General features: G+C 71.4%; 19 protein-coding genes. 13 read left to right on the plus strand and 6 right to left on the minus strand.

All coding sequences use genetic code 11. The features are described 5' to 3' along the window. Positions 1-63: 63 nt before the first annotated feature. Positions 64-1,815 (plus strand): ribonuclease Y, encoded by a 1,752-nt coding sequence (gene rny, locus ACFE76_RS11850; protein WP_375431960.1) that lies wholly within the window; start codon positions 64-66, stop codon positions 1,813-1,815. Positions 1,816-1,853: 38 nt separating this feature from the next. Further along, a complete protein-coding gene (locus tag ACFE76_RS11855; protein ID WP_375431961.1) occupies positions 1,854-3,062 on the plus strand; it encodes a cysteine desulfurase-like protein in 1,209 nt (402 codons plus the stop codon). Positions 3,063-3,301: 239 nt separating this feature from the next. Here the strand turns inward: ACFE76_RS11855 and ACFE76_RS11860 are convergent, their stop codons facing one another. Continuing rightward, on the minus strand, positions 3,302-4,204 hold the full coding sequence (locus tag ACFE76_RS11860) for an aldose 1-epimerase family protein (RefSeq protein WP_375431962.1): 903 nt from the start codon (positions 4,202-4,204) through the stop codon (positions 3,302-3,304). Positions 4,205-4,274: 70 nt separating this feature from the next. Between ACFE76_RS11860 and miaB the strand changes: the two genes are divergently transcribed. Beyond that, positions 4,275-5,798, plus strand: a complete 1,524-nt coding sequence (miaB, locus tag ACFE76_RS11865) for a tRNA (N6-isopentenyl adenosine(37)-C2)-methylthiotransferase MiaB (RefSeq protein WP_375431963.1) — start codon at positions 4,275-4,277, stop codon at positions 5,796-5,798. Between the two features lie 29 nt (positions 5,799-5,827). Here the strand turns inward: miaB and ACFE76_RS11870 are convergent, their stop codons facing one another. After that, complete coding sequence (locus ACFE76_RS11870; protein ID WP_375431964.1) at positions 5,828-6,019, minus strand: antitoxin; 192 nt, start codon at positions 6,017-6,019, stop codon at positions 5,828-5,830. A 141-nt stretch (positions 6,020-6,160) separates the two neighbouring features. Here ACFE76_RS11870 and miaA point away from each other — a divergent pair, with 141 nt between their 5' ends. From miaA to ACFE76_RS11895, 5 genes are all read left to right on the plus strand, one after another. Next, positions 6,161-7,129, plus strand: a complete 969-nt coding sequence (miaA, locus tag ACFE76_RS11875; protein WP_375431994.1) for a tRNA (adenosine(37)-N6)-dimethylallyltransferase MiaA — start codon at positions 6,161-6,163, stop codon at positions 7,127-7,129. Between the two features lie 4 nt (positions 7,130-7,133). Then, positions 7,134-7,991: a diaminopimelate epimerase gene (dapF, locus tag ACFE76_RS11880; protein WP_375431965.1), complete on the plus strand. Its 858-nt coding sequence runs from the start codon at positions 7,134-7,136 to the stop codon at positions 7,989-7,991. After that, entirely contained in the window at positions 7,992-8,759 is a 768-nt protein-coding gene (locus ACFE76_RS11885; protein WP_375431966.1) for an SDR family oxidoreductase, read from the plus strand. 73 nt (positions 8,760-8,832) lie between these two features. Continuing rightward, positions 8,833-10,362 carry a GTPase HflX gene (gene hflX / locus ACFE76_RS11890; protein WP_375431967.1) on the plus strand — a complete coding sequence of 510 codons (1,530 nt, stop codon included), beginning with the start codon at positions 8,833-8,835 and terminating at the stop codon, positions 10,360-10,362. Positions 10,363-10,608: 246 nt separating this feature from the next. Next, complete coding sequence (locus ACFE76_RS11895) at positions 10,609-12,567, plus strand: ATP-dependent DNA helicase (protein ID WP_375431995.1); 1,959 nt, start codon at positions 10,609-10,611, stop codon at positions 12,565-12,567. Positions 12,568-12,604: 37 nt separating this feature from the next. On the opposite strand, the gene lexA is transcribed toward ACFE76_RS11895, so the two are convergent. Next, positions 12,605-13,429: a transcriptional repressor LexA gene (lexA, locus tag ACFE76_RS11900; protein ID WP_375431968.1), complete on the minus strand. Its 825-nt coding sequence runs from the start codon at positions 13,427-13,429 to the stop codon at positions 12,605-12,607. Positions 13,430-13,759: 330 nt separating this feature from the next. On the opposite strand from lexA, the gene ACFE76_RS11905 reads away from it, so the two are divergent. The 4 genes from ACFE76_RS11905 to ACFE76_RS11920 all read left to right on the plus strand — a co-directional run bounded on the left by ACFE76_RS11905 (position 13,760) and on the right by ACFE76_RS11920 (position 18,630). Then, complete coding sequence (locus tag ACFE76_RS11905; RefSeq protein WP_375431969.1) at positions 13,760-14,185, plus strand: hypothetical protein; 426 nt, start codon at positions 13,760-13,762, stop codon at positions 14,183-14,185. Positions 14,186-14,233: 48 nt separating this feature from the next. Continuing rightward, entirely contained in the window at positions 14,234-14,656 is a 423-nt protein-coding gene (locus ACFE76_RS11910) for a DUF2752 domain-containing protein (RefSeq protein WP_375431970.1), read from the plus strand. A gap of 370 nt (positions 14,657-15,026) precedes the next feature. Then, a complete protein-coding gene (gene nrdR / locus ACFE76_RS11915; protein ID WP_375431971.1) occupies positions 15,027-15,575 on the plus strand; it encodes a transcriptional regulator NrdR in 549 nt (182 codons plus the stop codon). Positions 15,576-15,759: 184 nt separating this feature from the next. Continuing rightward, on the plus strand, positions 15,760-18,630 hold the full coding sequence (locus ACFE76_RS11920) for a vitamin B12-dependent ribonucleotide reductase (RefSeq protein WP_375431972.1): 2,871 nt from the start codon (positions 15,760-15,762) through the stop codon (positions 18,628-18,630). Positions 18,631-18,760: 130 nt separating this feature from the next. On the opposite strand, the gene ACFE76_RS11925 is transcribed toward ACFE76_RS11920, so the two are convergent. From ACFE76_RS11925 to ACFE76_RS11935, 3 genes are read right to left on the minus strand one after another with little or no spacing between them, the layout of a single operon-like run. Beyond that, entirely contained in the window at positions 18,761-19,531 is a 771-nt protein-coding gene (locus ACFE76_RS11925) for a class I SAM-dependent methyltransferase (RefSeq protein ID WP_375431973.1), read from the minus strand. Between the two features lie 46 nt (positions 19,532-19,577). Continuing rightward, positions 19,578-20,609 (minus strand): molybdopterin-dependent oxidoreductase, encoded by a 1,032-nt coding sequence (locus ACFE76_RS11930; protein ID WP_375431974.1) that lies wholly within the window; start codon positions 20,607-20,609, stop codon positions 19,578-19,580. Further along, positions 20,591-21,922 carry a PrsW family intramembrane metalloprotease gene (locus ACFE76_RS11935; RefSeq protein WP_375431975.1) on the minus strand — a complete coding sequence of 444 codons (1,332 nt, stop codon included), beginning with the start codon at positions 21,920-21,922 and terminating at the stop codon, positions 20,591-20,593. The genes ACFE76_RS11930 and ACFE76_RS11935 overlap by 19 nt, the downstream gene beginning before the upstream one ends. A gap of 143 nt (positions 21,923-22,065) precedes the next feature. Here ACFE76_RS11935 and ACFE76_RS11940 point away from each other — a divergent pair, with 143 nt between their 5' ends. Beyond that, positions 22,066-22,974, plus strand: a complete 909-nt coding sequence (locus tag ACFE76_RS11940; RefSeq protein WP_375431976.1) for a hypothetical protein — start codon at positions 22,066-22,068, stop codon at positions 22,972-22,974. The last annotated feature ends 36 nt before the right edge of the window (positions 22,975-23,010 follow it).

Genomic DNA, 23,010 nt, shown 5'->3' on the forward strand with positions numbered 1-23,010 from the left:
GGCGCGACCGCACGGCCTGAAGCCTCTTGAGTGCACGCGGGAGCGTGTGGACGGGAGTGCGCCATGAATGCAGGTCTGCTGCTGGTGCTGGTCATCGCCGCTGTGATCGTCCTAGGCTTGGTGATCACGGCGGTGGTACTGCTGAGCCGCCGTGGTCGAGGCTCGTCCGGTGTCCGCTCCGGGTCCACGGCGGCAGTGCATCCCATCCAGACGGTGCAGCCGATCGACACGTCGCAGCTCATCACCAGCCCCCTTTCGGGCTTCAGCCCGGACCCAGTCCCCCGCACGGCGTCGGCGGCCCCACGTGGCTCGTCGGGGGCCGACGAGGAGCTCATCAGCCGCCGAGCCGAGCTCGACGCCACCGCCGAGGAGCTCGCGGCGCTTCGGGAGCGCACGACGACCGAGTACCGCGATCTTCAGGTCAAGGCCGACGCACTGATGGCCACGGCTCAGACAGCTCGCGCTGAGGCCGACGAGGAAGCCCGAGCCCGCCGGACCGAGCTCAGGGACCAGCGCGTGGACCTCGAACGACGTGAGCAGCGACTCTCTGACCGGGAGGAGCGACTTGATGCTGAGGCCCGGAGTCTGGAGGAGCGGGCCCGGCACGTCGACGAGATCAAGGCGCAGCTCAAGGCTCAGCGTCAGGCTCTGGTCGAGGTTGAGGTTGAGCAGCGCCAGGTGCTTGAGCGGGTGGCCGGACTGACCGCCGAACAGGCGAAGGCCGAGATCGTCACCGCGGTCGAGCACGAGGCCAAGCGGCAGGCGGTGCTCGTGGCCCGCGACATCGAGCGGCAGGCCACCCGCGAGGCAGACGCGAAGGCCCGGACGATCGTCGTCGGCGCGATCCAGCGAGTGGCCTCGGAGCAGACGTCAGAGTCGGTGGTCTCGGCGGTGCACCTGCCCGGCGACGACATGAAGGGTCGGATCATCGGCCGCGAGGGTCGCAACATCCGGGCCTTCGAGCAGGTCACCGGGGTCAACGTGATGATCGACGACACCCCTGAGTCGGTCCTGCTGTCCAGCTTTGACCCGGTCCGCCGGGAGACGGCCCGAATGACCCTGTCCGAGCTGGTCAAGGACGGTCGCATCCACCCGCAGCGGATCGAGGAGGTGCACGAGCGCAGCAAGGCTGCCATCGAGCAGCAGTGTCTCCGCGCGGCGGAGGACGCCTTGGCCGAGGTCGGGATCTCCGACCTGCACCCGGCACTGGTCCCGATCCTCGGCACCCTCCGCTACCGCACCTCCTACGGCCAGAACGTGCTCAAGCACCTCATCGAGAGCGCCCACATCGCCGGCCTGATGGCCGCCGAGATGCAGCTCGACATCGCGCAGTGCAAGCGGTCGGCGTTCCTGCACGACATCGGCAAGGCCCTGACCCACGAAGTCGAGGGGTCGCACGCGATCATCGGCGCCGACCTGGCCCGTAAGTACGGGGAACACCCCGACGTGGTGCACGCCATCGAGGCCCACCACAACGAGGTCGAGGTGCGTACCGTCGAGGCGATCCTCACCCAGGCGGCGGACGCGATCAGCGGCAGCCGACCCGGTGCCCGCCGGGAGAGCATCGAGGCGTACGTGCAGCGGCTCGAACGGCTCGAGGAGATCGCCGGTGCCCGCGACGGCGTCGAGAAGGTCTTTGCGATGCAGGCGGGCCGCGAGCTCCGGGTGATGGTGATCCCCGACGTGGTCGACGACATCGAGGCCCAGGTGCTGGCGCGCGACATCGCCAAGCAGATCGAGGAGGAGCTCACCTACCCCGGCCAGATCCGCGTCACCGTCGTCCGGGAGTCGCGCGCGACCGAGACCGCCCGCTGACCCAGGCTCCAGCGACCACCCGCTGGTAGGTTCCGCACGTGTCCTTCGACCCCGTTCAGTTCCGGCCCGCTCAGATCCGGCCCGACTTTCCGGCCCTGGCCGCTGGCCTCGCTCACTTCGACTCCCCGGGCGGCACCCAGACGCCGACGCCGGTGATCGAGGCGATCAGCCGGGCGCTGGCCGAGCCGCTGGCCAACCGCGGGCACGGCAACCAGGCGCAACGCAACGCCGAGACCATCGTCGTCGAAGCCCGGGCCGCGGTGGCCGACCTTGTCGCCGGCCGTCCCGAGGGGGTGGTCTTCGGGCGTAGCGCCACGTCCTTGACCTTCGACTTCGCCCGTACGCTGGCCGCCACCTGGTCGCCAGGGGACGAGGTGGTGGTGAGCCGGCTCGACCATGACGCGAACATCCGGCCCTGGGTGCTCGCCGCCGAGGAACGCGGAGCCGTGGTCCGCTGGGTCGACTTCGACCCCACCACCGCTGAGCTCGACCCCGCGCGGGTCGCCGACGTGCTCACCGACCGCACCCGGCTGGTCGCCTTGACCGCCGCCAGCAACCTGTTGGGCACCAAGCCCGACGTCGCGGCGGTGGCCGCTGCCGTGCACACGGCTGGCGCCCTGTTCTGGGTGGACGGCGTGCACTACGCGGCCCACGCGGTGGTCGACCTCGCTGCCCTCGGCTGCGACTTCTTCGTCTGTTCGCCGTACAAGTTCTGTGGTCCCCACCACGGCATCCTGGTCGCCGACCCGGCGCTGCTGGCGACCCTGCACCCGGCCAAGCTGCTGCCCTCCGCTGACGTCGTGCCGGAGCGGTTCGAGCTGGGCACCCTACCGTACGAGCTGCTGGCCGGCGCGACCGCGGCCGTGGACTACCTCGCCCAGCTGGCCCCCTCCGGGGAGAGCCGGCGCGAGCACCTGCAGGCGTCCCTGGCCGCCGTCGAGCAGCAGGAGGACCGGCTGACCGGTCGGCTGGAGCAGGCGCTGGCCGACCTCGGTGCGACCGTCTACAGCCGAGCGCGGCACCGGACGTCGACCCTGCTCTTCGACCTGCCGGGCACCCCCGCTGCGGTGGTGGCCGAGCGGCTCGCCGCCGTCGGGGTCAACGCCCCCGCCGGGCACTTCTACGCGATCGAGGCCTCGCGGCACCTCGGGCTAGGCGACCGGGGAGCCGTCCGGGTGGGGCTGGCTCCGTATACCGACGACGACGACGTGGACCGCCTGGTCGCCGGACTGTCGGCGCTCTCGTAGTCGGCCTGGGTCTCCACGCCGACCCGCGTCAGCGGCTCCACGCCTCGGAGCCTCGCCTCGTCCGCGCTCCTACGCCGCACCATGGTCGGCCCGAGGGTCACGTTCTCGAGCACCGTCTCCTGCGCGGACAGGTTGAAAAGCCAGAAACACCACCCCGACGACGGCCAGCAGCCTTGTGCTCAGGAGAAAGACCGATTCTTGGCCGCTCGCCACGTGATGACGGAGGCAGTGGTTGGGATTTACTGGCCCGTCACACCCCAGCGCCCGGTGTAGCTCTTGCCGGGTGCGAGCACGATCATGCCCTCGTGGGTGGGGCCCGGGTTGAACGCGTCCGGGCCGCACGTCATCGGTTCGACGGCGATCGAGAGGTTGCGGAAGCTCTCGCCGGTGAAGATCTGGATCCAGGTCATCGTCGAGTCGCCCCAGAGCTCGGCCTGCCGATCACCGAGGGCGAGCCTGACCCGCCAGCGTCCGTCCTCGTCCCGCTCGAGGTCGGTGTAGGCGGTGTCCAGGTTCGTCGGGCCGAGCGGCGCGCCGCTGCGCAGGTCCTCGGGCAGCCCGTCGACCGGGGAGACGCGGACGGGTAGCAACCGGTCGTCGACCTCCAGGTACGAGGCCGCCGGCACCGTGATCGAGACGTCGTCGACGGTCTCCTCGCCGACAGTGAGGTAGGGGTGGCTGGCGTAGCCGAAGGGCACGTCGGTGGAGCCGATGTTCGTCGCCCGGACGGTGACCTGCAGACCGCGCTCGCTCACCTGGTGGGTGACGGTCGCCTCGATCGTGCCGGGCCAGCCCGACTGCGGATAGATCCGCACCCGCTGGGTGATCGCGTCCGCCGCCTGCTCGGTGACCGTCCACACGACGTGCCGGGCGAGTCCGTGGATCGCGTTGTGCCGTTTCGGCTCGGTCAGGGCCAGCTGCTGGGTGGTGCCGTCGAAGGGGTAGCGGCCGTCGCGGATCCGGTTCGGCCAGGGCAGCAGCTGCATCCCGCGGCCGCCCTTGATCACCTCGTGGGCCTCGAAACCCCGGACGACGTGGCGGCCCTCGACGGTGTAGGTCCGTAAGGTGGCGCCCACCTCGGTGATGACGGCGCGGTGCTCGCCGGAGACGATCTCGTACTGCTCACCCGTGGGGTTGGTCACGAGTCAGGACTCTATGCTGCAGCTTCCTCGGCTGGTCCAGCGGTGGCCGGCCGTTAGGCTGGTCCGCGTCATGACAACCCTCGTATCCCCTTCCGCCCTCAGCGCGGCTCCCGTGGAGGGCCGGACGTACCAGATCCGCACCCACGGCTGCCAGATGAACGTCCACGACTCCGAACGGCTGGCCGGGCTGCTCGAGACGGCGGGCTACCGACCGGCTGAGGACGGCGCCGCCGCTGACGTGGTCGTGTTCAACACCTGTGCGGTGCGGGAGAACGCCGACAACAAGCTCTACGGCAGCCTCGGTCATCTGTTGGCGACCAAGAACACGACGCCCGGCATGCAGATCGCCGTCGGCGGCTGCCTGGCCCAGAAGGACCGCGGCGACATCGTCCGCCGCGCCCCGTGGGTCGACGTGGTCTTCGGTACCCACAACATCGGGTCGCTACCGGTGCTGCTCGAGCGAGCGCGGATCGAGCGCGAGGCCCAGGTCGAGATCGAGGAGGCGCTGCAGACCTTCCCGTCCAACCTGCCCACGCGACGGGAGTCCCCCTATGCCGCCTGGGTGTCGGTCAGCGTCGGCTGCAACAACACCTGCACCTTCTGCATCGTTCCGTCGCTGCGGGGCCGGGAGACCGACCGGCGACCGGGCGACGTCCTGGCCGAGATCGAGATGCTGGTGGCCGAGGGCGTGCAGGAGGTGACGCTGCTGGGTCAGAACGTCAACGCCTACGGGGTGGAGTTCGGCGACCGGGCCGCTTTCGCCAAGCTATTGCGTGCCTGCGGGCAGGTCGAGGGCCTGGAACGGGTGCGGTTCACCTCACCGCACCCCAAGGACTTCACCGACGACGTGATCGCGGCCATGGCGGAGACGCCGAACGTGATGCCGCAGCTGCACATGCCCCTGCAGTCCGGGTCGGACGCGGTGCTCCGCGCGATGCGCCGTTCCTACCGCAGCGAGCGCTACCTGGCGATCCTGGACCGGGTCCGGGCCGCGATGCCGCACGCCGCGATCACCACCGACATCATCGTGGGCTTCCCGGGTGAGACCGAGGCCGACTTCCAGGCCACCCTGGACGTCGCCGCCGCCTCCCGCTTTGCCGCGGCCTTCACCTTCCAGTACTCGATCCGCGCGGGCACGCCCGCGGCCACCATGCCCGACCAGGTGCCCAAGCCGGTCGTGCAGGAGCGTTACGAACGGCTGACCACGCTGGTCAAGGAGATGGCCTGGCAGGAGAACCGGCGGCTGGTCGGCACCGAGGTCGAGGTGATGTTCGCCGACGGCGAGGGCCGGAAGGACGCCGCGACCGCGCGGATGTCGGGCCGGGCCCGGGACAACCGGCTGGTGCACGTCGCCGTCCCGGAGGACCCGGCGCTGCGGCCTCGGCCTGGGGACCTGGCTCAGACCACGATCACCTACGCCGCCCCGCACCACCTGAACGCCGACGGCGGTCTGGCCGGCCTGCGCCGGACGCGTGGCGGGGACGCCTGGGAGGGTCGCCGGGCCATGCCCACGCGAGCGGCGGTCGGACTGGGCCTGCCGTCGGTCGGCGTCCCGGCTCCGCTGGCTCCGGCCGCCGCCTGCCAGACGGGCTGAGCGCCCGCCCGGCAGGGGCAGCGGGCGGGTCAGGCCGGCGGGTGGTCGCGGCGCAGGACGTCGTCGAGACGCTCCTTCGCGGCGCCGACGCCCTTGTCGATCTGCTCGGTGTGCTTGTTGCCGGTGCGCTCGTCCGCCACGTCGGCCAGCTTGTCGAGGGCTGAGCTGACCTGGTCGGGGTGAGCGCTCAGGGCGTCCTTGGCCTTGTCGAAGATGCCCATGCGGGACCGCCTCTCGTCGTCGTGCTGATGGGTGCCGGGGGACGGACCCCACTACTTTGCCCTCTGCCGGCCGTCGGGGCAAGATCCACCAGCACGTGCTGGCCGCTGCCGGGGTGGGCGAGACTGGGTCCCGTGACCGTGGTGCTGGTGGGTCCGACGGCCGTCGGCAAGTCGACCCTTGCCGTCCGGCTCGCCCAGCGCTACGCGGCTGCAGGGCAGCCGGCGGAGGTGGTGAACGCCGACTCGATGCTGGTCTACCGCGGCATGGACATCGGGACAGCCAAGCCCTCCGCAGCCGAGCGCGCCGGCGTCCCGCACCACCTGCTGGACGTCCTCGACCCGCACCAGACGGCGACCGTCGCGCAGTTCCAGGTGCTCGCCCGCGCCGCGATCGCGGACTGCCGAGCGCGCGGGGTGGTGCCGGTGGTGGTCGGCGGCTCCGCGCTCTACGTCCGGGCGGTCGTCGACGACTTCTCCTTCCCCGGCACCGACGCGGCCGCCCGCGGCCGGCTCGAGGATGAGCTCGCGGCGTCCGGGTCGGAAGCGCTGCACGCGCGGCTGAGGGCGGTGGACCCGGTGGCGGCAGCCCGGATCGAGCCCGCGAACGGTCGCCGGATCGTCCGGGCGCTGGAGGTGATCGCGCTGACCGGCCGACCGTACGCGGCGAGGCTGCCCGCTCACCGCTACCTGCTGCCCGACGTGGTCCAGGTGGGGCTCCGGATCGCCCGTCCCGCTCTCGACGCCCGGATCGCCGCGCGGGTGGCGGCGATGTGGGAGGCCGGCTTCGTCGGCGAGGTCCAGCGGCTGGCCGCTCAGCGCCCCGGGCTGCGCGACGGGGTGACGGCGTCTCGGGCGCTCGGCTACCGCCAGCTGCTCGCTCACCTCGACGGCGAGCTGAGCGATGAGGAGGCGCAGCAGCAGACGGTGGCCGGCACCCGACGGTTTGCCCGCCGTCAGGACGGCTGGTTCCGCCCCGACGCCCGGATCCGGTGGCTGGACTGGGACCGGTCCGACCTGGTCGAGGCGGCGTACGCGCTCGCCGGACCCCAGGGGGACGGCATCGGCGCCGCGGACGGCGCCCGGGCAACCTCGTCGGCGATGGGAGACTGAACCCATGCGCAGATGGTCCTTCACCAAGGGGCACGGGACCGAGAACGACTTCGTCGTGCTGCTGGACCGGGACGCGGCGCTGCACATCGGCCCCGCCGAGGTCCGCTACCTGTGCGACCGCCGAGCCGGCCTCGGAGCCGACGGACTGCTGCGTGCCGTCGCGGTCCGGCACATGCAGGACGAGGTCGGGGGGCCCGGCTGGGACGGCGACGGCTCGACCTGGTTCATGGACTACCGCAACGCCGACGGCTCGGTCGCCGAGATGTGCGGCAACGGGTTGCGCGTCTTTGCGCGTTTCCTGTTCGACGCCGACCTGGCGTCTGGACCGACGGTCGCCATCGCCACCCGGGCCGGGATGCAGCAGGCGACGGCGCTCAGCGACGGCCGCATCCGCGTCTCGATGGGGCCGGTCACGGTGGGCGCGGCCGAGGCGACGGTGACGGTCAGCACCGCTGACGGTGAGACCTTCGCGGCCCTGCCGGCCGACGTCGGCAACCCCCATGCGGTGAGCTTCGTGGACGATCCGGCCCGGCTGGACCTGCACGCTGCGCCGCGCTACCCGGCCGAGACGTTCCCGGACGGGGTCAACCTCGAGTTCGTCCGCGAGCTCGGGCCGCGGCACCTGCAGCTGCGGGTGCACGAGCGCGGCGTGGGGGAGACCCGGTCCTGTGGCACCGGCACCGTCGCCGCTGCGGCCGCGAGCCGGGTCCACACGGCGGACACGACCCCGCTGCCGGTCACCTATCGTGTCGATGTGCCTGGGGGATCGGTCGAGGTCGAGCTCGCCGACGACCAGGCCTATCTCACCGGGCCGGCGGTGCTCGTCGCCTCCGGCCAGGTGACCGTGCCCGAGGAGGGGTAGATGGCTGTACTGGACACGTTCTCACTCGCCGGCCAGGTGTCGGTGGTGACCGGGGCGAACCGCGGCATCGGCCGGGCGCTGGTGACCGCGCTCGCCGAGGCGGGCAGCGACATCGTGCTGCTCGTCCGTGACGCGGCCGCTGCGGCCGGCGCCTTGGCCGAGGTCGAGGCGCTCGGCGTGCGGGGGGCCGTGGTGACCGCCGACGTCACCGACCTCGAGGAGGTCAACCGGGCCGCTGCCGACGCGGTCGCCGCCTTCGGGCACGTCGACGTGCTGGTCAACAACGCCGGTACCTGCGTCCACCGGCCGGCGCTGGAGGTCACCCCCCAGGAGTGGCAGACGGTGCTGGACGTGAACGTGACGGGGGTCTGGAACTGCGCCCAGGCGTTCGGTCGGGTCATGGTCGCCCAGGGCAGCGGGGCGATCGTCAACATCGGCTCGATCTCGGCGATGATCGTCAACCGCCCCCAGCACCAGCCGGGCTACAACGCCTCCAAGGCCGCCGTGCACCAGCTGACCCGGTCGTTGGCCGCGGAGTGGGCCCCCTCCGGCGTACGCGTGAACGCGCTCGCTCCGGGCTACATCAAGACGGAGATGGCGCCGGTCGACAATCCCGAGTTCCGCCGGAACTGGATCGAGGACGCGCCCATGCAGCGCTACGCGATGCCGGCCGAGCTCGGCCCCAGCGTGGTCTTCCTGGCTTCGGCCGCCTCCTCGTTCATGACCGGTGAGGTGCTGGTCATCGACGGCGGGTACACGCTGTTCTGAGCCCGGACCGCCTCGGCCCGAGGACCAAAACGGCTGGCCGGGTCTTGGCGGTGCATGAGAGCCTGGACAGAACATGACAGCTCCTGAGCCCACGGCCGCACGCCCCACCGACGAGACGGGCGACGACCTGTTGATCGAACGGCTGGACCCTCGGGAGCACCCGGAGTTCACCCGCGCCGGTCGAGCGGCCGCCGCGTCGGCCTCGGACGCCCCCGACGACGACCACTACGACGGTGACCAGCAAGACCTCGCCGACCGGATCTCCCTACGCCGGGTGGCGGGCATGTCCACCGAGCTCGCGGACATCAGCGAGGTCGAGTACCGCCAGCTGCTGCTCGAACGGGTCGTCCTGGTCAGCGTCTGGGCCACCGGCACTGCCCAGGACGCCGAGAACTCCCTCGCCGAGCTCAAGCTGCTCGCCGAGACCGCTGGGTCGCAGATCCTCGAGGGCCTGATCCAGCGCCGCGGCCGGCCCGACCCTGCCACCTACATCGGCAGCGGCAAGGTCGAGGAGCTGCGCGAGGTCGTGGTGGCGACCGGGGCCGACACCGTGATCTGCGACGGCGAGCTGAGCCCGGCCCAGCTGCGCAACCTCGAGGACAAGGTCAAGGTCAAGGTGATCGACCGGACGGCCCTGATCCTCGACATCTTTGCTGCTCACGCCCAAAGCGCCGAGGGCAAGGCGCAGGTCGAGCTGGCCCAGCTCAACTACCTCAAGCAACGGCTCCGCGGCTGGGGTGGCAACCTGTCGCGGCAGGTAGGTGGCCGCGCGGCCGGTGGCGCCGGAATCGGTGGCCGCGGACCTGGTGAGACCAAGATCGAGACCGACCGCCGACGGATCAACAGCCGGATCGCCAAGCTGCGCGCCACGCTGCGCGAGATGGACGGCACGCGCGAGACCAAGCGGGCCGAACGCCGCCGGCACGAGGTGCCTTCGGTCGCTATCGTCGGCTACACCAACGCCGGCAAGTCCAGCCTGCTGAACCGGCTCACCGGGGCGGGCGTGCTCGTCGAGGACGCCCTCTTCGCCACCCTCGACCCGACCACGCGGCGCAGCACCACCGCCGACGGTCGCGTCTACACCCTCACCGACACCGTCGGCTTCGTCCGGCACCTGCCGCACGACCTGATCGAGGCCTTCGCCTCCACGCTGGAGGAGTCGGCCCAGGCCGACCTGCTCGTGCACGTCGTCGACGCCTCCGACCCCGACCCCGACGGCCAGATCAGTGCGGTCCGCGCCGTGCTCGCCGACATCGGGGCCGGAGACGTCCCGGAGCAGATCGTGCTGAACAAGGCCGACGCCGCCGACCCGGCCGTGCTGACCACGCTACGCACCACCTACCCGGGAGCGGTGACCGCGTCCGCCCGGACCGGCCAGGGCCTCGACGAGGTCCGCGCGGTCGTCGAGAGCCGGTTGCCGCGGCCGGAGGTGTCGGTGCGGGTGCTGCTGCCCTACGAGCGAGGCGACCTGCTCAACCGCATCCACCAGGCGGGGGAGATCACCACCCTGGAGCACACCGGGACGGGCACGCTGGTCACCGCCCGCGTCCAGGGCTCGCTCGCCGGCGACCTCGCCCCGTACGCGCTCGCCGCCACCAGCTGACGCGTCCTGAGCTTGGTTGGCCTCGAAGAGGTTGCGCTTCGCTCAAGGGCCCGTCCCTGTCCACAGGGCTGGCGGCCCCGTCACGCTGTCCACAGCGAGGCTCGTCAGCCGGGCGGCGCGGGCCGCCGACGTTAGAGTTCTGAGGTGAGTCCCGCCCCCGCCACGAAGCCCGCGACCGGGCACCGCGACGTCCTGGTGGCGGCGGTCCAGGCGATCGGCGGGTCCGAACGGCCCGGTCAGGTCGCGATGGCCGATGCGGTCGACGACGCCCTGACCACGGGCCGGCACCTGCTGGTCCAGGCCGGGACGGGCACCGGTAAGTCGCTGGGCTACCTGGCGCCGATCCTGGTCCGGCTGGCCCGTGGCCGGGAGCGGATCGTGGTGGCCACGGCGACGCTGGCGCTGCAGTCGCAGCTGGCGGACAACGACATCCCGGCCGCTCTGGACGCCGTCGAGTCCGTCACCGGGATCCGGCCGAGCCACGCGATCCTCAAGGGCCGGACCAACTACGCCTGCCTGCTGCGCGTCCGCGACGGCGGTACCGGGGACCAGAGCACCCTCATCTCCGCCGCTGAGCTCCGCGAGACGATCGCCGGCTCACCGCTGGCCACCCCCGAGTCGGCGCTCGGCGCCGAGGTGGTGACCCTGCGGGAGTGGGTCGAGTCCGAGGCGGCCTCTGGTGGCGTCGCCGACCGGGACAAGGCACCCTCGCACACCGAGCGGGGCTGGCAGCAGGTGTCGATCCCGGCACGGGAATGCCTCGGCGTCCAGCGCTGCCCGTACGGTGACGCGTGCCTGGTGGAGAAGTCGCGTGAGGTGGCGCGGGCCGCTGACCTGGTCGTGACCAACCACGCGTTGCTCGCCATCAACGCGATGCACGGTGGCACCGCGCTGCCCGAGCACTCGGCGGTGGTCATCGACGAGGCCCACGAGCTCGTCGCCCGGGTCACCGGGGCCGCTTCCGCCGAGCTGTCGCCGCCACAGATCGAGCGGGTCGCCCGCCGCGCCCTCACTCACCTCGACGACGACACCGGCCTGGCGCTGCTCGAGTCGGCCGATACGCTGCGGAACGCCCTCGACGCGACCCCGCTGGAGCGGGTCGAGGATCCCGACTCCGCCTTCGTCACAGCCTGCGCCGCCGTCCGGGCCGCGGCTCGTGCCGCCGTGACGGCGCTGACCGGGACGGCCGAGGGGCAGGACCCGGACCGGCGTCAGGCGGCGGCGGCGGTCAAGGAGATCCTCGACGTCGCTGAGCGGATGGCGGGACTCCACGCGACCGACGTCGTCTGGGTCACGGAGCGGGAGCGGTTCGGCCGCGAGGCCCGGGTCGCACCGCTGACCGTGGCCGGGCTGATGCGCGGCAGCGTCTTCGGCGAGCACACGGCCATCCTCACCTCGGCCACCCTCAAGCTCGGGGGCGACTTCGACCAGGTGGCCGGCACCCTCGGTCTGCTCCCCACCGAGCGCGACGACAGTGTCGCTGTCCCGGGCGGTTCGGCGTCGCGTCCCGAGAAGAACGAGTCCGAGGTCGAGCGGTGGCGCGGGCTCGACGTCGGCTCGCCGTTCGACTACCGCCGTCAGGGGATCTTGTACGTGGCCCGGTCCCTGCCGCAGCCGGGCCGGGACGGGATGGCGAGTGAGACCCTCGCCGAGATCGCCGAGCTGGTCTGGGCGGCCGGCGGGCGCACGCTCGGGTTGTTCTCCTCGCGGCGAGCGGCGGAAGCGGCCGCGGTGCACGTGCGCAAGCAGCTGCCGAAGCTGACCGTGCTCTGCCAGGGCGACGCCCAGCTGTCGGAGTTGACCCGCAGATTCGTGGCCGAGGAGGAGACCAGCCTGTTCGGGACGCTCTCGCTGTGGCAGGGCGTCGACGTCCCCGGGGCCACCTGCTCGCTGGTCATCATCGACCGGATCCCCTTCCCGCGGCCGGACGAACCGCTCACCCTGGCGCGGCAACGCGCGGTGGCCGAGGCGGGCGGCAACGGCTTCATGGCCGTCGCCGCCACCCACGCCGCCCTGTTGCTGGCGCAGGGTTCGGGTCGGCTGATCCGACGGACGACCGACCGCGGGGTCGTCGCCGTGCTGGACCCGCGGCTGACCACCGCTCGCTACGGCAGCTATCTGCAGGCCTCGATGCCCCCGATGTGGCAGACGGGGGAGCGCGAGACCGTCATCCAGGCCCTACAACGGCTTGCCGGCGAGGACTGACCGGCCGGACCGGACCTGCGGGTGCCGGGTCGAAAGGTCAGAGCTTGCGCAGGACGGCCACGACCTTGCCGAGGATCGAGGCGTGGTTGCCGTCGATGGGGTCGTAGGCCGGGTTGTGCGGCATCAGCCAGACCTGGCCGTCGGTGCGCTTGAACGTCTTGACCGTCGCCTCGTTGTCCAGCAGCGCGGCCACGATGTCGCCGTTGTCGGCGGTCGGCTGCTGCCGCACCACCACCCAGTCCCGGTCGCAGATGGCGGCGTCGATCATCGAGTCGCCACGGACCTCCAACAGGAACATGGTGCCCTCGCCGATCAGCTGGCGAGGCAGGGCGAACACGTCCTCGATACGCTCCTCGGCCAGGATGGGGCCGCCCGCGGCGATCCGACCGAGGACCGGCACGTGCACCGCCGCCGGGTACGCGTCCCCTGACCCGGTCGGGTCGAAGTCGCGCTCGGAGCCGGAGCCGCTGAGGCTGCCCTCGCTGACGGCGTCCACCTCGGTGGGCAGCAGCACCTCCAGCGCCCGCGGCCGGTGCGGGTCGCGTCGCAGGAAGCCCTTCTGCTCGAGCACCTTCAGCTGGTGGGCCACGCTGGAGGAGCTGGCCAGGCCGACCGAGTCGGCCATCTCACGGATGCTCGGCGGGTAGCCGCGGGAGTCGACGGCGTGCTTGATCACCTCGAGGATGCGCCGCTGCCGGCGGGTCAGCCCGTGCCCGTCGACCGGCCCGTCGGGCAGCGGACGGACGCTGGGAGCGCTGGCGAGCTGGGCCTCGATGTCGGCCGCGCTCGGACGGCCGCGCTTGCGCTTCGGCGTCTGTGGGCCGCCGTCGGAAGGAGTGGAAGGAGCGTCGTGGTCTGCCATGCGGCTGACATTAGAACGTGGCCCTGACAAATTCAAACACCTGTTCGAGGCGTGTCGCGGCTGTTTTTCCTCCGGTCGGAGGGGTGGCTGGCAGCTCGGAACCTGCGCCCGACCGGGGCCGATCGACGCTCGAGCGATTTTTGTCAGTGGCTCCTGGTTGTCTCGAGCCATGACCAGATCACCCCGTCGGCCCAGACCGCAGCCGACCCTCGGGCAGCTTTTTCGTTCGAACACGCGTTCCCATGCTCTTGGCAACGCGCGCCCAATGCGGTATGAATCAAACACACGTTCTATCGAACGTCCGTTCGACATCGTCAGAGGAGTTCGGCCATGACCGTCAGCACCCTCGAGGCACGTGCACCCGAGCGTCAGCAGCCTCGGGCGCCGCGGGCTGAGCAGTCGTCCGGTGCACCGGTGGCGGCGCCTGGTCGCAGCACGCGGCCGCGCCCGGCTCACCGGGACGGTCGACGGACGGCTCCCCGCGCCCGCCCGACCCGCCCCCTCGACACGCCGGTCATCACGCGGGCCGGCACGGCGGCAGCCCAGAGCTGCCGGACGTCCGCTCCGCAGCCTGTCGTGCGTCCGGCGCAATGGCGGCTCACTGAGCGGGCGATTGCGCTGGTGCTGGTGACCGGGCTCGTGATCGTGACGGCCGCGCTGGCCGTGGTGGGTCTGACCGCCGTCCGGGTCACCGGAGACCGTTATCAGGGCCCGAGCGTGTCCCTGGTCGCCTCGGCCCCGCCGTCGCTGCCCTGAGCTGACGAGCGGCTCGTGTCGCAGGCTCCAAGAGGGCAGAATGGCTTGGTGGTCGCCGTCCGTTACTCGAGCCGGCCCTTCCGGGCGTCCCGCGGGCTCGCGTGGGCGGGCGGGTTCGGCGCCGGCGGCGTCGGCCTCAGCGCCCTCTACGCCACCACCGGCGTCGGGTTGGCCTGCCCCTTCCTTGCCCTCACCGGTTGGCAGTGTCCGTTCTGCGGCGGTACGCGGCTCGGCAGCGCTCTGCTGCACGGCCACCTCCTCTCGGCGTTCGCGGCCAACCCCGTGGTGCTGGTGGGACTTGCCCTCCTCGGCGTCCTGGCCCTCCTCTGGACGGCCGAGGTGCTCGGCGGACCGGCCGTCCGGTTGCCGGTCGCCTGGTCCGCGCGCCTCAGGGCGGTCTCCCTGACCCGGTGGCTCGTGCTCGGGCTCGGCGCCGCTGCGGTGGACGTCGCGGTCCGCAACCTGCTCTGACCAGCCGATACCGCCAGCCCCGGGTCGACGACACCAGGTGTGACCGGGCGGTCGCTGGTGGCGGTCGCGGGGGCGCCCGCGCGTGTGTGGGACCGCGAACGCAGCACGACACGCGGACACGTCCGTTCCCCCTTGCTCCCATCCCACGACGGACGTACCCTCTCTACATCTAGTAGTTACAGTGGTGTCGTTCATCCACAGGTAGTGGTTGCTTGTGCACACTGATCCACAGGCTCGTCCACACCATCTCCACAGCCTTGTCCCCAGAAGCGGTTTCCGTCAGCGCCCAGCACCTTCAGGGCGGGGCGCTGACCACCCAGCGCGCCGACCACCCCAGCATGCCGATCACCCAGCAGAAAGGAGTCCTGCCGTGCACTGTCCCTACTGTCGGTACAACGACTCCAAGGTGCTGGACTCCCGGACCGCCGAAGACGGCGGCAGCATCCGTCGGCGTCGTCAGTGCCCCTCATGTGAGCGACGCTTCACCACGGTCGAACAGATGCAGCTCGTGGTCGTGAAGCGCAGCGGCGTCGTCGAGCCCTTCGGCCGCGACAAGGTCATCAGCGGGGTCCGCAAGGCCTGCAAGGGCCGGCCGGTGACCGAGGACCAGCTCGCCCGGCTCGGCCAGCTGGTGGAGGACTCGCTGCGGGCCTCAGGTCAGCCGGAGGTACCGGCCGACGAGGTCGGCGTCGCCATCCTGGGGCCGCTGCGTGACCTCGACCAGGTGGCCTACCTTCGCTTCGCCAGCGTGTACCGCCAGTTCCGCTCCGTTGACGACTTCGAGGCCGAGATCGCGCTGCTGCGCGTCGAGCAGGAGCCGATCGGTATCGAACCCCTCATCCCTGCTCCCGCGGCCGACGCCAAGGTTGCGACCTTCACCCCGCACCGGCTCAGCCGGGGCCGCAAGAGCCCGCCGTAGCCCGGCACCCTCCCCTAGACCCCGGGGCAGGGTTCGCGTGGCCGGGGAAGGCCCGCGCGAGCCCAGCCCCGGTTCCACTTCGTCAGAACCAGCTCGACCCGTCGGCTCAGCCGGCACCAGCACTCGGGAAATCCACCGTCAGACCCGTCCGGCTCATCGCCGGGCAGCACCAGGAAGGCACCACATGACTGAGTTGGCCCGTTCGGGGAACGGACGCACCGACGCACGGAAGTCCGGCCGCGGCAAGACCGCCGGCTTGACCATCGACCGCGTCTTCACCACCGAGGGCGTCCACCCCTACGACGACGTCGTGTGGGAGCGGCGTGACGTCGTCCAGACGAACTGGAAGACCGGAGAGGTCGTCTTCGAGCAGAAGGCGGTCGAGTTTCCCGACTTCTGGAGCGTCAACGCCTCGACGATCGTCACCACCAAGTACTTCCGCGGCGCTCTCGGCTCGGCTGCGCGCGAGCAGGGTCTGCGTCAGCTCATCGACCGGGTCGTGCACACCTACCGGCAGGCGGGGGAGGAGCACGGCTACTTCGCGACCCCGGCCGACGCGGAGGTCTTCGAGCACGAGATCACCTGGATGCTGCTGCACCAGTACTTCTCCTTCAACTCACCCGTCTGGTTCAACGTCGGGACGCAGTCCCCGCAGCAGGTCAGCGCCTGCTTCATCCTGAGCGTCGACGACTCGATGGACTCGATCCTGAACTGGTACCGCGAAGAAGGCTTCATCTTCAAGGGCGGCTCGGGCGCCGGGCTCAACCTGTCCCGGATCCGGTCGTCCAAGGAGCTGCTCAGCTCCGGCGGCACCGCCTCCGGCCCGGTCTCGTTCATGCGCGGTGCGGACGCCAGTGCGGGCACCATCAAGTCCGGCGGCGCCACCCGCCGCGCGGCCAAGATGGTCGTCCTCGATGTCGACCACCCCGACATCGAGGAGTTCATCGAGACCAAGGCGAACGAGGAGAACAAGATCCGCGCCCTGCGCGACGCCGGCTTCGACATGGACCTCGGCGGCAAGGACATCACCTCGGTCCAGTACCAGAACGCCAACAACTCCGTCCGGGTCAACGACGAGTTCATGCGCGCCGTCGAGGACGGTCGTGAGTTCGGGCTGCGGTCGCGCACCGACGGCTCGGTGATCGAGACCGTCCAGGCGCGCGAGCTGTGGGGCAAGATCGCCCAGGCCGCGTGGGCCTGCGCCGACCCGGGCATCCAGTACGACGACACGATCAACGACTGGCACACCACGCCGGAGTCGGGCCGGATCACCGCGTCCAACCCGTGCTCGGAGTACATGAGCCTGGACAACTCCTCCTGCAACCTCGCCAGCCTCAACCTGCTGAAGTTCCTGACCGACGACGACAGCTTCGACGCCGCGAAGTTCGAGCAGGCTGTCGAGCTGATCATCACCGCGATGGACATCTCGATCTGCTTCGCCGACTTCCCGACCGAGTCGATCGGCCAGACCACCCGCGACTTCCGCCAGCTCGGCATCGGCTACGCCAATCTCGGCGCGCTGCTGATGGCCACCGGCCACGGCTACGACTCCGACGGCGGCCGCGCCTTCGCCGCGGCGGTCACCTCGCTGATGACCGGCACCTCCTACCGGCGCTCGGCCGAGCTGGCCGCGATCGTCGGCCCGTACGCCGGCTACGCCCGCAACGCCGACGCTCACAAGCGGGTGATGCGTAAGCACCAGGCCGCGAACGACTCGCTGCGGACGGTCGGCTCGCTCGACACCCACGTCCAGCAGCGGGCCACCCGCGCCTGGGACGCCGTGATCAAGCTCGGCGAGACCAACGGCTACCGCAACGCCCAGGCCTCGGTGCTGGCGCCGACCGGGACCATCGGCTTCATGATGGACTGCGACACCACCGGCATCGAGCCGGACTTCTCGCTGGTCAAGTTCAAGAAGCTCGTCGGCGGCGGCTCGATGCAGATCGTCAACCAGACGATCCCGCGGGCGCTGCGGCGGATGGGCTACGCGACCGAGACGGTCGAGGCCATCGTCGAGTTCATCGCCGAGCACGGCCACGTCATCGACGCCCCCGGCCTCAAGCTCGAGCACTACGAGGTCTTCGACACCGCGATGGGCGCCCGGTCGATCAAGCCCATGGGTCACGTCCGGATGATGGCGGCGGCCCAGCCGTTCCTGTCCGGCGCGATCTCCAAGACCGTCAACCTGCCCGAGAGCGCCAGCGTCGAGGAGATCGCCGACGTCTACCTGCAGGGCTGGAAGTACGGTCTGAAGGCGCTCGCGGTCTACCGTGACAACTGCAAGGTCGGTCAGCCGCTCAGCGACGGCGGCAAGAAGGCCGAGCCGGTGGCGGTCGAGACGCCGGCCGAGCCGACCGTGGTCGAGCGGGTGGTCTACAAGCCGACCCGCAAGCGGCTGCCGAAGTCGCGGCCCAGCCTCACCACCTCGTTCTCCGTCGGCGGCGCCGAGGGCTACATGACCTCGGGCTCCTACCCTGACGACGGTCTGGGTGAGGTCTTCCTGAAGCTCGGCAAGCAGGGCTCGACGCTGGCCGGAGTGATGGACGCCTTCTCGATCGCAGTGTCGATCGGTCTGCAGTACGGCGTGCCGCTGGAGACCTTCGTGCAGAAGTTCACCAACCTGAAGTTCGAGCCGGCCGGTCTGACCGACGACTCCGACATCCGGATGGCGCAGTCGATCATGGACTACATCTTCCGCCGGCTGGCGCTGGACTACCTGTCCTTCGACGAGCGGGCCGAGCTCGGCATCTACACCGCCACCGAGCGGGCCCGCCAGGTCGAGACTGGCTCCTACCTGCCGGAGGAGGAGGTCACCGAAGCCGAGTCGCTGAAGAACGACGCCGGTGACAACGTCAACACCGACCTGCTCGACGAGCCCGAGATCGCGGCGGCCAAGCCCGCCCCGGCGACGGCTCGGACGACCTCGGAGCTGTTCGAGTCCCTCACCGGTACCAGTGTCGACGCCCCGCTGTGCCTGACCTGCGGGACGAAGATGCGTCCGAGCGGTTCCTGCTACGTCTGCGAGGGCTGCGGCTCGACCAGCGGCTGCAGCTGAAACTGGGCACAGTTGCTTCCGCCGCAACAACGCGGTGGACGTGAGCAAGCCTGGTGGCGGCGGGGGTTGCCGTCGGAAACGGCAACCCCTGTCGTGGCGTGATCTCGGGACCTACGTGCTTGCGTCAGGCTCAGGTCGCTCCCGGCACCTGCGCTCGGACGCACCAGGCGGCGGCGGGCAGCACGAAAGGGCCGGCCGGCAGAATATCGGCACACCGCTCCCGGAGCCGGGCACGGGCGGACTCGTCGAGGTCGCGGACGTACGCACCGGCCGGACCGATCCCCAGCGTGTAGCCCGACCACCAGTCGTCGAACCCGGTGAAGGCGGCTTCGACGGCGAGCGTCGAGGCCTCGACCTCGACCAGACCGGCGGCCTCGCAGAGCGTCGCCAGGTGGCCCTCGCGCGAACCGGCCAGGTCGGCCTCGTCTGGGGCGTCCGGGTCGAGCTCGAGCGCCGCGCGCCAGAAGGTGTCGATCGGGCCGCCGCCACCGCCGTGCTTCCAGACACAAGCCGCGACCACGCCGCCCGGTCGGGTGACCCGGCCCATCTCGCGCAGACCCGCGACGGGGTCGGTCATGAAGTGCACCACCAGCTGGGCGAACGCGGCGTCGAAGGTGTCGTCGGGCCAGTCGAGGTGCTCGGCGGTCCCTTGGCGGACGTCCAGGCCGGGGAAGCGCTGCTGGGCCGCGGTGACGAAGGTCGGCGACGGGTCGACCGCGCTGACGGCGTCGGGGCCCAGCGCGGCGACGAGAGGAGCGGTCAGGGCACCCGGCCCGCAGCCGACGTCCAGGGCTCGTTGACCGGGGCGCAGCCCGACGACGGCGACGAACTGTTCGGCGAGCGGCTCGGAGAATCGGCCCATGAAGCGGTGGTACGCCGCCGCACTCACCGCGAAGCTCATGGCCACAGCCTCCCGCCCGGCGCCCGAGCCCGCAAGAGCGGCGTCGCTACTGCAGCGGGAACGGCGGGGTCAGCGTCGCGGGTCGGTCGCTCAGCTCGACCGCGGCCACCCACTTGACCCACCAGAAACCGCGGCGACCAGGCGCGACGAGCCGTACGGGGGCGCCCTGACCGGCGGACAGGGATCTGCCTTCGAGCCTGGTCGCCAGCCACAGCTTCGAGGCCTCGTCCGTAGGGAAACGCCGGGAGTAGCCGGTGACGCTGCAGACCTCGACGCTCGCGGCGGCCGCGAGGGTGTCTGGGTCGAGCAGCGCGGTGAGCGGGACGCCGGTCCAGGTGGCGTCGGCGTACCAGCCGCTCGTGCAGTCCAGCCGGGCCCGGACCGGGCCGGCCAGGGCCTCGAGGTCGGCCCGGCTCAGGCTGGCGCCGGCCACCAGCACCCGGTGGGTGCTCGGGTCGAGGTCAGGGACGCGGTCGAACAGCCAGATGGTGGCCGGGATGTCGGCCGGCGCCAAGGGGTGCGACCCGGTGGTGAGCCGGGTCGCGGCGGGGGACCCGGTGACCCGGCCGACCAGCTCGGCCGCTCCGTAGACCGCGCCCGCGGCGACGCTGAACGTGCCGGTGGTCAGCAGCCGCCGCCGGGACAGGTCGCTGCGGCGCAGGCTCACCGGCCAGTGCCGCACCGCGTGCACCACCAGGAAGAAGACCAGCACCAGCGCCGCTCCCACGTGCACCTGGATGGGACTGATGCCGAGCAGCAGGCCGTAGCCGCCGAAGACCTGCACGAAGCCGGACACCAGACAGGTCAGCACCAGCGCGAGCAGCGCGAGGCTGGCCACCCGCAACCGGCTCGCGCGCCAGATGATCGCGGTCTTCCACGGCACCAGCACGATCAGGCCGACCCCGACCAGACCGTGCGCGAGCCGCGCCGCCGTCGCCGGGCCAGGCGTGCCGGCGGAAAAGAGCAGGCCACCGCTCAGCAGCGCGCCGACGACCAGCAGCAGGATCGCGAGATTGGTCCGTCGGCCCGCCCGAGCCAGCGACCGGCGAGACCGGGTCCTCAGGCCGACGGTGGCCACGGCCCCGACGGCGGTGGGCCGTACGGCGACGGCGCGGAGGGCGGGGGCCCGTACGGTGACGGCCCGTACGGCGACGGCCCGAACGGGGGCGGTCCCGGGGGTGCGCCCCACGATCCCGGCGGAGGTCCGCCGTAGCCCCGGACGGCCGGCAGCGGCGGCGGCAGGATGACGTAGGGGCGGAGCTCGCCGGCGTGCTGCAGCAGGGCGCCCATCCGCTGGTTGACGTCGCGGGGCGCGGTCCCGTCGAGGGCCCGCAGGTGCAGGAACGCGATCTCGGTCATCGTCTGCTGATAGGCCCGTAACGCTTCCGCAGCGGGCTTGCCGGCCCTCCGCCGGGCATACCCGCGGGAGGAGATCCGGTCCGACAGCGTGGCGATCCAGCGGATCTCGTCGCGGGTGTTCCAGCCGAGGTCGGCGGTCTGCTCCAGCCCGGACCGCAGCATCCGCCCCTCCCGGATCCGCGCCCACACGCCGACGAACAGCACCACCGCCAGCAGCGGCAGGAACACCGCGGCGTAGGCGACCAGAAAACCGCGGGAGCCCCAGAAGCTGCTGCCGTTCCAGATGCCGTGCAGCACGGCGGCGACCACGTACCCCGTCAGCGGCGCGAGCCAGCGCAGGACCGGCCGCCTGGTCGACGCGGCGATGCCGATGCCGATGCCGGTCGCTGAGGTGAAGAGCGGGTGCGCGAAGGGGCTCATCACGCCGCGGAGCACGAAGGTGACGGTCAGACCGGCACCGCCGCCCTCGCTGAGCGCGGAGGTGTAGTAGAGGATGTCCTCGACGAAGGCGAAGCCGATGCCGACCAGGCCGGCGTAGACGATCCCGTCCAGCAGCCCGTGCACCTGGTTGCGGCGCAGCAGCAGCACGACGACCAGGAACAGGCCCTTCCCGAGCTCCTCGACCAGCGGCGCGAGGATGGCGGTGTCGGTGAAGTCGCTCGTCCCGGGCAGCGAGAAGAGCAGCTGCTCGGCCACGAAGCTGAGGATCACCGCGATCACGGCGCCCCAGCCGAGAGCCGCGATCCGGTAGCGGGCGGGTTCCGGCTCGTAGCGGTCGAGCCAGAAACAGACCGCGATCAGCAGCGGGAACGAGATGGCGGCCAGCACCGTCGTGACGAGCGCCCCGATCGGACCGCCGGTGTAGAGGATGAGCAGCGCGACCACGAGCGCGCCGACGCCGAGGATGATCATCGCCACCCAGGTCAGCGCCGAGGTCCGCCGACGCAGCAGGGTGCGCGGGACGGGGCCGACCAGGCCGGGGCCCGGGGGCACGGCTGGCAGGTAGGGCTGTCCGGTCATGCGTCTGGCCATCGGGCGGTGCGGCAGGCTGAGGGCATCCGAGGTCCTTCGGGTCGTGGTGGTCCTACCCTAGGCACGGCCGCAGCCGTACGGGCAGGCGTTGGACAGGCGCCACAGCTGTCGTGCGCTAGGTTCGGTGCGCAGGAGGTACGTGGATGGATGACTTTGATCTCGACCGCAGCACCGCTGAGGCCTGGGCCGGCTTCCAGACGCGGCTCAGCGAGGTGATCTCGATGATGGACGACTCGGCGGACCTCACCATCAACGCCGAGTCCGTGGGCGACGGCGCTGGTCCCTTCCTCCGCTTCAGTGCGCCGGGCCGGGACCGGGTGCGCTGCGAGGCGGCGAGCAACGCGACGCTCGGCCCCAGCTTTCGGCTGAGTGAGGAGCAGCTGGCGTCGATGACCGCGCTCGGCTGGCACGAACCCGCCACCGACGGCCCCGTTCCCACCCCGAACTTCTGGGTGGAGGACACCCAGGACCGCTGCGAGCAGATAGCCGGGCTGGCGGTCGCGGCTCTGCGTGACATCTTCGGCGTCACGCACCCGGTGTTCCTCGCTCCTGACCAGCTGGCCGAGGTGCTGCGCGGGCCGACCCCCGGTGAGCCGACCGAGGCCGTACCCGCCGTCCGTGCGGCGGTGGAGCCCGGGGCCCGGGAACGCCTGAACGCGCTGGTCGACGCCGAGCTGACCGCGTTGTACGGCCACCCGCCGATGCGCGACGGCGAGGGCGACGTGGCCATCCGGGTGGGTTCGACCATGCTCTTCCTGCGCACCTCCCCCGACGGCCAGGAGGTGGTGGTCTTCGCCGCGGTGGTGCACGACATCGCCGGCCGCTCCCGTGCTGCCGAGGTGCTCAACGACCTCAACGTGGAGGCGCGCTGGGTCAAGTTCCAGCTCGTCCGGGACCGCGTCTTCGTCAGCCTGTCGGTGCTGGCCCGCCCGTTCGTCGCCGAGCACCTGCGGCAGGCCGTCCGCATTCTCTCCGAGGTGGCCGACGGGATCGACGAGGAGCTGGCGGCCAAGCTCAACGGGCGGACGACCTTCAGCGACTACGACGGCTGAGGCTCCGGTTCGACCCGGCCTGGCGTTGATCACCGC

The sequence above is a fragment of the uncultured Friedmanniella sp. genome (assembly GCF_964244005.1).
GTDB lineage: Bacteria > Actinomycetota > Actinomycetes > Propionibacteriales > Propionibacteriaceae > Microlunatus.

What these genes read in the sequence shown, in the direction of transcription:
- ACFE76_RS11905 (WP_375431969.1), top strand. Translation starts at nt 13,760, where the DNA reads ATGACCGTCAGCACCCTCGAGGCACGTGCACCCGAGCGTCAGCAGCCT.
- rny (WP_375431960.1), top strand. Translation starts at nt 64, where the DNA reads ATGAATGCAGGTCTGCTGCTGGTGCTGGTCATCGCCGCTGTGATCGTC.
- ACFE76_RS11920 (WP_375431972.1), top strand. Translation starts at nt 15,760, where the DNA reads ATGACTGAGTTGGCCCGTTCGGGGAACGGACGCACCGACGCACGGAAG.
- dapF (WP_375431965.1), top strand. Translation starts at nt 7,134, where the DNA reads ATGCGCAGATGGTCCTTCACCAAGGGGCACGGGACCGAGAACGACTTC.
- miaB (WP_375431963.1), top strand. Translation starts at nt 4,275, where the DNA reads ATGACAACCCTCGTATCCCCTTCCGCCCTCAGCGCGGCTCCCGTGGAG.
- ACFE76_RS11940 (WP_375431976.1), top strand. Translation starts at nt 22,066, where the DNA reads ATGGATGACTTTGATCTCGACCGCAGCACCGCTGAGGCCTGGGCCGGC.
- ACFE76_RS11925 (WP_375431973.1), bottom strand. Translation starts at nt 19,531, where the DNA reads ATGAGCTTCGCGGTGAGTGCGGCGGCGTACCACCGCTTCATGGGCCGA.
- hflX (WP_375431967.1), top strand. Translation starts at nt 8,833, where the DNA reads ATGACAGCTCCTGAGCCCACGGCCGCACGCCCCACCGACGAGACGGGC.
- ACFE76_RS11885 (WP_375431966.1), top strand. Translation starts at nt 7,992, where the DNA reads ATGGCTGTACTGGACACGTTCTCACTCGCCGGCCAGGTGTCGGTGGTG.
- ACFE76_RS11895 (WP_375431995.1), top strand. Translation starts at nt 10,609, where the DNA reads ATGGCCGATGCGGTCGACGACGCCCTGACCACGGGCCGGCACCTGCTG.
- ACFE76_RS11935 (WP_375431975.1), bottom strand. Translation starts at nt 21,922, where the DNA reads ATGGCCAGACGCATGACCGGACAGCCCTACCTGCCAGCCGTGCCCCCG.
- lexA (WP_375431968.1), bottom strand. Translation starts at nt 13,429, where the DNA reads ATGGCAGACCACGACGCTCCTTCCACTCCTTCCGACGGCGGCCCACAG.
- ACFE76_RS11870 (WP_375431964.1), bottom strand. Translation starts at nt 6,019, where the DNA reads ATGGGCATCTTCGACAAGGCCAAGGACGCCCTGAGCGCTCACCCCGAC.